Origin of the sequence: Paenibacillus sp. OT2-17 (assembly GCF_009827695.1) — a bacterium.
Classification (GTDB): Bacteria; Bacillota; Bacilli; order Paenibacillales; family Paenibacillaceae; genus Paenibacillus; species Paenibacillus polymyxa_B.
The window spans coordinates 1-10651 of the sequence record NZ_WUDQ01000100.1 but is presented as its reverse complement, the minus strand read 5'-3'; the positions used below and the strand labels follow the sequence as shown (position 1 = coordinate 10651).

Sequence of the window (10651 nt, the reverse complement as noted above, 5' to 3'; positions counted from 1 at the left end):
TTAAGCAATAAAAACCTGAAGCTGCCTAAAGGCTCCTCTCAAGTGCTTAGTGTGAATGCAGTTTATGATTCAGGCGCTACTACCAATGTGACAAGCTCAGCGGTATGGACATCTTCCAAACCGTCGATCGTACAGGTTACTGGCGGTCAGGTGAAAGCGATTGATACAGGAAGTTCCAGTATCAAAGTAGTCTATGGTGGTAAGACTGTAGCGACATCGGCCAGAGTGTTAAAATAGTCTACGCATATTGCCACATCCACTTATACAAAATAACCCCCGGTCCAAAGACCGGGGGTTATTTTCAGCTTATTCTACGCCGTCCTGATAATGATTTTTCCAGTGCTTATCGCCTTTGTGTGCGAAGTCTTCAACTGTCTTTTCCAAAGTAGCTACCAGTTGGGCTTTAATCTCAGAAATTGTGTCTCGGAACAGTCTTTCTTCCGTACCATTGATTTTTTCACCATATAGAGCCTGAGCGGCTATAAATTGACGATGTTGCTCCACAAAACTGTCAATCGAATGCAATGCATGCTCCACGTATTGGGAAATGCTATGATGCTCGTTAGGCAGTTGCAATTTTAATTCCTGAACTCTGTTTAATAATGCCATGATGATCACCTCGTGCGTTTTGTTATGTCAATAATTATACATCATTTTCGGAAAACTTTCATTAAATTTTGATTAAAATGTGACTTTTATTATGTCATGATTGCATTTTCACTGGTGATCAGGCCTAGTTTTCGGAATTATTTCATTCTTTCCTTTGTGTCGTGATTTTAAAATTTAATATATATGATACGAAGATGATATAAGAGCAAGCTGCGACAGCTGTCTTTCTGACATGTTATAATGGGGAAAAAGCCCAGTCGGAAAGGTTGTCAGTATGGTATGAAGCTTTTTAAAGGTTTATTTTGGGGGATTCTGATCAGTCTTCTCCTGTGGTGCGCCTTGTTTGGGCTTGTCCGCTGGATGTCTCATTAAGTCGCTTCCTGTATCTTATACAATAACTCTTGCGACTGTATCCACGTCATTAACGGAAATCGTATATACGTGTTCGTCATCATAGAGCTTGAATTGCTGAGTTTCTTGGTCAGATAGGAGCTTAGGCCAGCCAATTACGGTACTTCCATTCAGTAACCGGATTACAACGGCTTGCATTTGGCTCACGGCCAGTTTGATCTCATCGTTCATTGAGTACAACCTCCTCTCTATACTATTTGTCGTCGAATATTCAACCTTTTTTTATAGTCAGTAAGGGGTTACAAAAAATAAAATCCGGGGATTACCTTAGTTGAAGGAATCTACTGGAATAGCTTGAAGGGAAGAGGGAAATTGAAGAAAAAATTGCTAAGTTTTATAGCTTTAGTGCTGCTAGCTTTGGGCGCGTACTGGTTTGAAGGAGGCAATCTTCTTACAAAAATGACAGGAGAGAACCCGCCTTCATCGGCTCAGGTTACGCTGCAATTCCCGTCAGGTCGTTACCCTGAAACGGCGCAGCATATTAAGGAAGCCATTCAGGCGGGAAAATCACAGGTATGCACAATTGACCGTGAAGGAGCCGAGCAAAATCGCAAGCATTCGCTTGCAGGTGTTCCCACTCGTAAAGGATACGATCGTGACGAATGGCCGATGGCTATGTGCTCAGAAGGTGGCAAAGGTGCAAATATCAAATACATAGCCCCTAAGGATAATCGTGGGGCAGGATCATGGGTCAGTCACCAACTGGATGAGTTTGAAGATGGAACTCGCGTAAAATTTGTCGTCAAATAATATGTTATGGGATCGTATCGTTACTTTTTTTTCCCTTTATTAGGCTCCTGCTTGGCCCTAACCAGAGCCACAAAATTATTTCCCTTATTAGGCTCCTGTTTGGCTTTAATCAATGCCAAAAAAGCGAAAAAATCACCCAGTGCAGTGAAGCCGGCACCTAAAATAGCCAAATCTTCAGCGGATAGTTGACTGAACCATTCCATTTGCTTAGTATCAAACATTTTATCACCGCCAACCATTAGTAATGTATAGTATGTACGGACGGCAACGAAGGTCAGGGCTCTGGCATACCATTTAAGTATGCCTGTTTTTTGTGCAGAGGATGTGTAGACAACATGTTAAAATTTAATTTTTATACGAAAATCGTCTCTATCGTTATCGTATTGCTTATTCCTGTGCTAATCCTGTATGTGTATTCGAACCAGACAACGACAGACGTGTTACGTAAGGAACTGAATCAATCTAATTATAATCAGCTGACTTTTTTTCAAAACCAGGTGAATACGAATATTGAAATGATTTCCTCCTGGCCGCATCTGCTGATTCATGATCCCGATGTAGCCAGTTTTCAAGCGATTTTTTTGAAGGACAAGGTTCTCAATCTGGATGGAATTAACCTTGTCAAACGGATTCAAACCAAGCTTGGGCTTCAGGAAAGCTCTTCTAATTGGAGAACCGGGCTGAGTATCTATTCTCCTTCGCTTGGACGGGTTGTATCGGAGAATGGAGCAGGTTTATATGACCAGAAAAAACTAAATCAGCTGATAAAAGACGGCTGGCAGGTATCCAAAAAAAGATCATACGGGAAAGACCAATTTATATTTTCATTGTATACATTATCCCCGTTTTCTTCACTTGGTAATCCAGAAACCGCTAACACGATTATTAAGGTTGAATTTGACAGCAGTAATATTCAGGACATGCTTGACCGCTTCAAAGGTGATGGTCGAAAGGAGCCTTTTTATTATAAAAAAGGCGTAGGAGTGATCTTTAATCGTACTGCAAATGAAGAGCTGTCTGGAAAGCTGATTTCTAAATTGGAAAAAATGGGACTCCATGAAGTTGATAATCTGACCGTGAAAATTGGAGAAGAAAGCTACCTGGTACATGCCGTTCTTTCGCAAACGACTGGTTGGTATTTGATTGATTACATGCCTTTGTCCGATATGATGTCTCCAATTTACTCATCGAATCGACTGTTTTATATAACTGTTGTTGGCTCGCTGCTGGTAGGCTTGATTGGCGCTTACTTGCTTCATTCACAGGTACAAGTGCCGATTCTTCAGCTTGTGCGGGCATTTCGGAGACTAAAGGATGGAGACTATGCTGTTCGAATAAGTCTAAGGGGGAGTCACGAGTTTGCTTTCCTGTCTAGTCAATTTAATCTGATGGTCGAACAGATTCAGGAGCTGTTTGAGAAGGTGTATGTTGAGCAGCTGCATGTCAAGGAAGCGCGACTAAAGCAACTCCAATCACAAATCAATCCGCATTTTTTTTATAATTGTTTTTCGTTTATTACAAGTATGGCAAAGCTGCGCAATCATGAGGCGGTTGTAGCCATGGCCCATAATTTATCCAGGTATTATCGGTATACGACAAGACAGGAGCGGGATTTGGTTCCATTGTCAGAGGAAGTCGAGTTTGTTCAATATTATTTGAACATACAGCAGATGCGTATGCCGAGGCTAACGTTCTTAATTCATGTTTCTTCACAAGCCAGCAATCTACTGATTCCGCCGCTTGTAGTGCAGCCACTGGTGGAAAATGCGGTGCTGCACGGGATAGAGCCTCAAGCGGAGGATGGTATAATTCATATTTTAACCGAGCGTGTTGGCTCGTATATGTACCTGATTGTGGATGATAACGGACTCGGTTTGAGTAGAGAGGCTATAACTGCCCTGACGTCAACGCTTGACAAGCCTGTGGAAGAGGATCATGGATACGGTTTGTGGAATGTGCATCAACGCATGCGATTACATTTTGGGGAGGATGCAGGGCTGGAATTCTCTTTGTCTCCATTGGGAGGATTGCGTGCAGTTTTAAAATGGTCGATCTCAACAGAAGCAGAGCATGCGAATGGTTTAATTGAGCCTTCGCCAAATTCGAATATAGTTAAAACGGAGGGACCAGATGGTTCAGATATTACTAGTAGATGATGAGAGTTATGTAACAGAAAGTCTGGCAGCTACCATTCCGTGGGAGACGCTAGGCATCGAGAGGGTTCATCAAGCGGCTTCCGCATTAGCAGCGGTGGATGTGCTGGAAACATATGATATTGATATTCTGGTTACGGATATTCGTATGCCTGGTATGACGGGACTGGAGTTGATTGTTGAGGTAAACGAACGATGGCCACATATCCGAAGTTTGTTACTGACAGGCTATGCCGATTTTGAATATGCTAAAAAAGCGCTCCAGCTTAAGGCTTTTGATTACATTTTAAAGCCGGTGGATGATGAAGAGTTTATCAAATGTGTGTCAGCCGCCATGGATTCGCTAAAGGAAGAATGGGAAGCATTTGACAAGGTTCATCAATTACAATATAGCCGCAGAAACGATTTTGGTGTACTGCGGACCCATTTGATGCATGATTTGCTACTCGGGCGTGATTTGCCAGTACCAAAAATAGAGAGCAAAATGTCCGAGTACGAAATCAAGCTACGCACGGGACATCCTGCCAGTATGCTGCTTATTCAGCTAGGGAAGCATTTTTCTGATATGGACTATCATTCAGTGTCCTTAATTGAGTATGCGATTGGAAATATTGCCGAAGAAGTGTTCGCACCTGATTTTCACGTTTGGCATTGCAAAGCGCCACATGATTGTTTAATTGTATTAATAGAAGGGAATTGGAATTCATTTCCTGAACGGAGTGCGGATGAGCAGAATCGTTTTTTGAGTGCGGCGATTGAGACCTTTCGAAAAAATGTGAGCAATTACTTGAAAGGGGAAATTTACGTTGCATTAACCGGATGGTTTAAGTTTCCAGAGGAACTGCCTAAGCTATATCAGACAGCAATTAGATCCTTATACTGGAACCATCAGGAGGAGACGGATACACTGCTATTCATAGAAGAACAGACAGAACAGCCACACAGCTCAGTTAAGTCACTGGAGGGGCTTTATATGCACCCTACGCTTACTCATCTGCTAGAGTCCAGGCAATGGGAAGAGGCCGAAGCGAAAGTGAACCGTGTATTTGGAAAAATGGAAGAGGTGGGATATACACGCGAGCATTTATATGAGCTGTTTATTTCGGTGACGAGCGCCTTTATGTATACAGCGCACAAACAAGGACGTTTCATTACGCAGATGGATCAGGTAGGCTTCGATCCGTTACATGCGCAGAAAATGGTTCATTCGTTCCCCCACCTCAAAGAGTGGATATTTTCCATGATGAACAAACTTAAATCTGAATGGTCCGCAAGCGAGCAAAGCGCTAAAAGCTATGTGGTCAAGCAGGTTCAGGAGCTCATCTCCCAGGATAGAGGCCAGGAGCTGTCTGTTAAGACGATTGCTGATCAGGTCTATCTTCATCCAGTCTATCTGTCTAAAATTTATAAAGCTGAAACCGGAGAAGGTTTGGGTGACTATATTATCCGAATGAGAATGGAGCGGGCTCTTTATTTGCTCAAATATTCCAACAAAAAAATATACGAAATTACGACGGAACTAGGCTACCAGAATCCCCAATATTTCAGTAAGATGTTCAAAAAGCATTACGGAATGACTCCGCATGAATTTCGGGACCAGTAAGGACGAAACCAGCAAAGATCAGTTGGGAAAGGTGCAGAAATATTTATTTTGTGACATAGGCTGTGAAGGAAAGCCCTCTTATAATAAAAGAGTAGAAAATGATTTTTAGAGGGGGAACAATATGCGAGTTCATTCGAAAAAAAAGTTGTTGTCGTTGCTCGCCGCAACTATGGTATTAGGAGTTGGCCTTGTGGGCTGCTCAGGAGCAGGAAATGGTGGGAATGCGGACAGCACAGCTAAAACTGAAAACGTATACAAAGAAAAATACAATCCGGAAGTCACAATTTCCACGGTATGGGGTGTAGATCCCGCCTTAAAATTTAAAAATGGTGAATCTATCGAAAATAACATTGCGACAAAATGGGCTAAAGAGAAATTCGGTATTAATATCAAATCACTCTGGTCCGTCACAGATACGAATGGTGCATTTGCTACGAAGCTGCGATTGGCTATGTCCTCCGGTCAGGAGATGCCAGACGTCGTTGTATTGGGGACGGAGAATGAGCAACTGGCACAGGACATGATCGATTCCGGTATGTTTGCAGAGGCTGGTCCGTTGTTTGACAAGTACGCTTCGGATTCCTGGAAGCAGGCGATGAATCAGGATACGAACGTATGGAATCAGTATAGCCGAGATGGCAAAAAAATGGGCATTCCTGTGCTTGATTTTGCCTATAACCATGATTATGTATTGTGGGTACGACAAGATTGGTTGGATAAGCTGGGTATGAAGGCTCCAGAGACGATGGATGACTTGGAAAAAGTGATGGACGCCTTTAAAAATAAAAATCCGGACGGACTGGCTCCGAACAAAGTGATTCCGCTCAGCATCGGTTTCAAAACATCCATGAACACTTGGATGGGTGACCCATCCTGGATTTTCGGGGCATATGGCACTCTACCTCAGCAGTGGAACAAAGGCACAGATGGCAGTTTGGAATATGGCTCCGTGCAGCCTGGCATGAAGCCGGGTTTGCAAAAGCTGAGCGAGTGGCTCAAAAAGGGATATATTCCTCAGGAAGCAGCATTGTGGGATGAAAATAAAACGTCAGAACCTACAGTCGCAGGAACAGCCGGTATGATTCCTGGACCATATTGGATGAGCGGCTGGCCGCTTCAGGATACAGTCAAAAATGCGCCGGGTGCCGTGTGGAAGCCGATCAAGATTCCAGCGGGTCCTGACAACAAAGCCATGCGCCACGGAACGCAATATACCAATGGTGTTGTATTAATCAACAAACAAATGCAGCATCCTGAAGCTTTTTTCACTTATCAAAATTATTTGTTTGACCATTATGCTAATGCCAAACCGGACGGCGATTTGTCGAATGGGCTGTTTAAGGGCTACGATTATGATTTGGATGCGGGCGGAAAGCTAATGTCTATCGATAAAATACCAGGCGGTTATGTAAACTCTTTTCGTTATTTGCTGGTTCGTGATGGCGCGCGTATACCTGATGCCCAAATGAAGGCTTTGTTAAGTTTGGCTAACGGCGCAGAAGCGAAGACCCGTCTGGAGAAAGATGTAATGGTGAATTACGGGAAAGATACTCCTGCAGCTGCCAAAGTGCTTATGGAACAGAAGGATATCTCCATGAAAGATCAGTTCACGGGCCCTACTACGCCAACCATGAAGGCTAAAAAGGACTATCTGGATAAGATTGAAAGTCAGACCTTCAATGAAATTATTTATGGCAAGCAGCCGATCTCTGCTTTTGATACCTTTGTACAGACGTGGAAAACAGCTGGTGGCGAACAAATTACAAATGAAGTAAACGAATGGTATAAAAGCGTCGAAAAGTAAAATCATGATGTTGTAATAGTTAGGAGGGCTGTCCCAAGGTGGACAGCCTTTTTACTACAGCTTTATCAGGATTGAGTAGAAATGAATGCGCTATTATGATGTGTGTGAAAAAAAATTTCATTCGTTTGGCGAACTTAAAAAATGATTGCTTTTGTGCCATGTATGTTGGTTTTTTGAACTGTTGGGACAGCGAAAACGCTTTTATAATTGAAGTATACCATGAGAGTTACAGGAGGAACTGCAATGAGAAGTCTGCAACGTACGTGGCCATTTCATATCATGCTGCTGCCAGCCATCATTTTCTTAATTGTATTCAGCTACATTCCGATGGGCGGCATCGTGATGGCCTTTCAAAATTACAAACCTTGGCTAGGCATAACTGGTTCCGAGTGGGTTGGACTGGATAACTTCCGCTTTTTGTTTCAACGGGAGGACAGTCTTCAAGTCGTCTGGAATACACTAATTATTGCTGTGTTAAAGATGTTTTTCAATCTGGTGGTTCCGTTTGTTTTTGCTATACTGCTGAATGAAATTCGCAAGGTCGGCCTTCAGCGATCCATTCAGACACTGGTTTATCTGCCACACTTTCTTTCGTGGGTCATCTTGGGCGGAATTCTGATTGACCTGTTGGCTACAGATGGATTTATGAATCGTATTCTCGGTAGTTTCGTGATCCAGCCTATCTTTTTTTTGGGAGAAAATAACTGGTTTCGGTTTACTGTCATTGTATCGGATATATGGAAGGAGTTCGGATACAACACCATCGTATTTCTTGCTGCACTGGCGGGTATTAATCCTTCGTTGTATGAGGCTTCTGAAATGGATGGAGCGAGCCGCTGGAGACAGACGCTGCACATCACTGTACCTTCGTTAATTCCGATGGTAGTCGTTGTTGGAACGCTTGCACTTGGCAATGTACTGAATGCCGGTTTTGACCAGATTTTCAACCTTTATAATCCGCTGGTTTACCAAAAAGGCGATATTATTGATACATTCGTCTACCGGACAGCGTTAATCAATGGGGAAATGGGCTTTGCCACCGCAATCGGCTTGTTCAAATCCGTTATCAGTATGATTCTCATTCTGATATCTTATCGACTTGCTTACAAATGGGCAGGTTACCGCATATTTTGATTCCACGAGGCTGAAAGAGGGAGAGTCATGTATCATAAAACAACGCCATATCGCATCTTCAATGTGTTTAACATTTGCTTGCTTGTGATTTTGTCCATCATGTGTATCGTTCCGCTGATTCATGTGTTGGCGGTATCATTTAGTGCTAAATCAGCAGCAGATGCCAATCTGGTTGGGCTGTGGCCTGTGCAATTTTCATTAGAAGCCTATAAGAAGACGATGAATAACCCGATTTTTCTGCACTCTATCTGGATTTCTGTCTGTCGGACTGTATTGGGAACCGGCTTAACATTGCTTATTACCTTTTTAGCTGCTTATCCACTTTCAAAGGAAACATCTGTGTTCCGTAGCAGAAACGTATATTCATGGTTGTTTGTATTCAGCATGATTTTTAACGGTGGTCTGGTTCCATTCTATATGGTTATTCAAAAGATCCATCTTATGGACAGCTTCTGGGTACTTGTTTTGCCAGGAGCGGTCAACACATTTCTGGTCATCCTTATGTTGAACTTTTTTAGAGGAATTCCTAAAGAGATGGAAGAGGCCGCATTGATCGACGGAGCAGGACATTTTCGGACATTGTTTAGTATCTTTTTACCGATATCCCTGCCTTCCATTGCCACGATTGCGCTGTTTAGTATGGTATTTCATTGGAACTCCTGGTTTGACGGTCTGCTCTATTTGAGCAATGCAAAGGACTATCCGCTGGCGACGTTCCTGCAAACTGTAATTATTCAGAAGGACATGAGTTCCATGAGCATGAGTCCCAAAGAGATGGAATTACTTTCTCAAACGACGGTTAATGCTGCGCAAATTTTCATTGGTGCAGCGCCTATTCTCATTGTATATCCATTTTTACAAAAGTATTTTGTTAAAGGTATGACGCTAGGTTCCGTCAAAGAGTAACAGAATTCATAGAAGGAGATGATTTGTAGTGACGAATCAAAACATAATCAAGTACCCTCCCATTAGTGAGCGAGTTCCACGTATGCTGCATGGCGCGGACTATAACCCGGAGCAATGGCAGCATTACCCTGACGTGTTAGCGGAGGATATCCGTCTAATGAAACTAGCCAAATGCAACGTGATGTCTGTCGGTATTTTCTCATGGGTTTCATTGGAGCCTGAGGAAGGTGTATTTACGTTTGAGTGGCTGGATCGTATTCTGGATTCGTTTGCTGAGAACGGAATCTATGCTTTTTTGGCCACTCCTAGTGGAGCAAGACCAGCCTGGATGTCACAAAAATATCCTGAGGTGCTGCGTGTGGAGGCTAACCGTGTCCGTAACCTGCACGGGTTTCGCCATAATCACTGTTCTACATCGCCTGTTTACCGGGAAAAAGTACGTATCATGAATACGAAGCTGGCCGAGCGTTATGCTAACCATCCGGCTGTGATTGGCTGGCATATTTCCAATGAATTTGGTGGAGATTGCCACTGTGATTATTGTCAGGAGGCATTTCGTGCTTGGGTCGAGGATAAATACGGTACGCTGGACAAGCTTAATCACGCATGGTGGACAACCTTTTGGAGTCATACGATTACAGATTGGAGCCAAGTTGAGTCCCCGGCACCTCACGGTGAAACACAGGTCCATGCCCTGAATTTGGACTGGAGACGGTTTGTGACCGATCAGACCGCAGATTTTATCAAACATGAGATTGTGCCGCTCAAGGCTGCAAATCCAGCAATTCCGGTCACAACCAATTTAATGGAGTTTTTTGAAGGATTGAATTACTGGAAGTTTGCTGATCTGCTCGATGTTATATCCTGGGATAGTTACCCAACGTGGCATGACCGTGAGGGAGATGATAGCCGTCAGGCTGCTAAAGTGGCCATGATGCACGATATTATTCGTTCAATCAAGGGAGGCAAGCCTTGGATGCTCATGGAGAGTACGCCGAGTTTGACGAACCGGCAAGACGTAAGCAAGCTGAAGCGACCAGGAATGCATCTGCTATCGTCTTTACAGGCTGTGGCACACGGGTCAGACACCGTTCAATATTTTCAGTGGCGGAAAAGCCGCGGTTCGAGTGAAAAGCTGCATGGTGCGGTTGTCGATCATGTCGGACATGAGCACACTCGTGTATTTGGAGATGTGACAGAGGTCGGTAATGCGCTGGAAAAACTGGAGGAGGTTATCGGTACATCGGTACCGGCGGAGGCCGCAGTCATTTTTGACTGGGA

General features: G+C 43.5%; 10 protein-coding genes and 1 pseudogene. 8 read left to right on the top strand and 3 right to left on the bottom strand.

All coding sequences use genetic code 11. The features are described from left to right. Nucleotides 1-237: pseudogene (locus GRP75_RS13385) on the top strand (tenascin); the annotation flags it as partial. A gap of 69 nt (nucleotides 238-306) precedes the next feature. On the opposite strand, the gene GRP75_RS13380 reads toward GRP75_RS13385, so the two are convergent. After that, nucleotides 307-609 carry a hypothetical protein gene (locus GRP75_RS13380; protein ID WP_025718406.1) on the bottom strand — a complete coding sequence of 101 codons (303 nt, stop codon included), beginning with the start codon at nucleotides 607-609 and terminating at the stop codon, nucleotides 307-309. Nucleotides 610-996: 387 nt separating this feature from the next. Next, nucleotides 997-1191 (bottom strand): hypothetical protein, encoded by a 195-nt coding sequence (locus tag GRP75_RS13375; protein WP_013310963.1) that lies wholly within the window; start codon nucleotides 1189-1191, stop codon nucleotides 997-999. 141 nt (nucleotides 1192-1332) lie between these two features. On the opposite strand from GRP75_RS13375, the gene GRP75_RS13370 reads away from it, so the two are divergent. Continuing rightward, nucleotides 1333-1770, top strand: a complete 438-nt coding sequence (locus GRP75_RS13370) for a NucA/NucB deoxyribonuclease domain-containing protein (protein WP_160789544.1) — start codon at nucleotides 1333-1335, stop codon at nucleotides 1768-1770. 20 nt (nucleotides 1771-1790) lie between these two features. On the opposite strand, the gene GRP75_RS13365 is transcribed toward GRP75_RS13370, so the two are convergent. Beyond that, nucleotides 1791-1991 (bottom strand): hypothetical protein, encoded by a 201-nt coding sequence (locus tag GRP75_RS13365; protein ID WP_160789543.1) that lies wholly within the window; start codon nucleotides 1989-1991, stop codon nucleotides 1791-1793. 114 nt (nucleotides 1992-2105) lie between these two features. On the opposite strand from GRP75_RS13365, the gene GRP75_RS13360 reads away from it, so the two are divergent. From GRP75_RS13360 to GRP75_RS13335, 6 genes are all read left to right on the top strand, one after another. Continuing rightward, a complete protein-coding gene (locus GRP75_RS13360) occupies nucleotides 2106-3926 on the top strand; it encodes a sensor histidine kinase (RefSeq protein ID WP_160789542.1) in 1821 nt (606 codons plus the stop codon). Further along, the gene (locus GRP75_RS13355; RefSeq protein WP_160789541.1) at nucleotides 3901-5526 is read left to right on the top strand and encodes a response regulator transcription factor; all 1626 of its coding nucleotides are present in this window, start codon (nucleotides 3901-3903) and stop codon (nucleotides 5524-5526) included. The genes GRP75_RS13360 and GRP75_RS13355 overlap by 26 nt, the downstream gene beginning before the upstream one ends. Before the next feature lie 121 nt (nucleotides 5527-5647). After that, the gene (locus GRP75_RS13350) at nucleotides 5648-7330 is read left to right on the top strand and encodes a type 2 periplasmic-binding domain-containing protein (RefSeq protein WP_160789540.1); all 1683 of its coding nucleotides are present in this window, start codon (nucleotides 5648-5650) and stop codon (nucleotides 7328-7330) included. A gap of 243 nt (nucleotides 7331-7573) precedes the next feature. Further along, nucleotides 7574-8464 carry an ABC transporter permease gene (locus GRP75_RS13345; protein WP_160789539.1) on the top strand — a complete coding sequence of 297 codons (891 nt, stop codon included), beginning with the start codon at nucleotides 7574-7576 and terminating at the stop codon, nucleotides 8462-8464. A gap of 27 nt (nucleotides 8465-8491) precedes the next feature. Next, complete coding sequence (locus GRP75_RS13340; protein ID WP_023989359.1) at nucleotides 8492-9370, top strand: carbohydrate ABC transporter permease; 879 nt, start codon at nucleotides 8492-8494, stop codon at nucleotides 9368-9370. A 28-nt stretch (nucleotides 9371-9398) separates the two neighbouring features. Then, on the top strand, nucleotides 9399-10651 hold a 1253-nt coding region (locus GRP75_RS13335; RefSeq protein WP_160789538.1), incomplete at its 3' end, for a beta-galactosidase.

What these genes read in the sequence shown, in the direction of transcription:
- GRP75_RS13380 (WP_025718406.1), bottom strand. Translation starts at nt 609, where the DNA reads ATGGCATTATTAAACAGAGTTCAGGAATTAAAATTGCAACTGCCTAAC.
- GRP75_RS13375 (WP_013310963.1), bottom strand. Translation starts at nt 1,191, where the DNA reads ATGAACGATGAGATCAAACTGGCCGTGAGCCAAATGCAAGCCGTTGTA.
- GRP75_RS13365 (WP_160789543.1), bottom strand. Translation starts at nt 1,991, where the DNA reads ATGTTTGATACTAAGCAAATGGAATGGTTCAGTCAACTATCCGCTGAA.
- GRP75_RS13360 (WP_160789542.1), top strand. Translation starts at nt 2,106, where the DNA reads ATGTTAAAATTTAATTTTTATACGAAAATCGTCTCTATCGTTATCGTA.
- GRP75_RS13355 (WP_160789541.1), top strand. Translation starts at nt 3,901, where the DNA reads ATGGTTCAGATATTACTAGTAGATGATGAGAGTTATGTAACAGAAAGT.
- GRP75_RS13350 (WP_160789540.1), top strand. Translation starts at nt 5,648, where the DNA reads ATGCGAGTTCATTCGAAAAAAAAGTTGTTGTCGTTGCTCGCCGCAACT.
- GRP75_RS13345 (WP_160789539.1), top strand. Translation starts at nt 7,574, where the DNA reads ATGAGAAGTCTGCAACGTACGTGGCCATTTCATATCATGCTGCTGCCA.
- GRP75_RS13340 (WP_023989359.1), top strand. Translation starts at nt 8,492, where the DNA reads ATGTATCATAAAACAACGCCATATCGCATCTTCAATGTGTTTAACATT.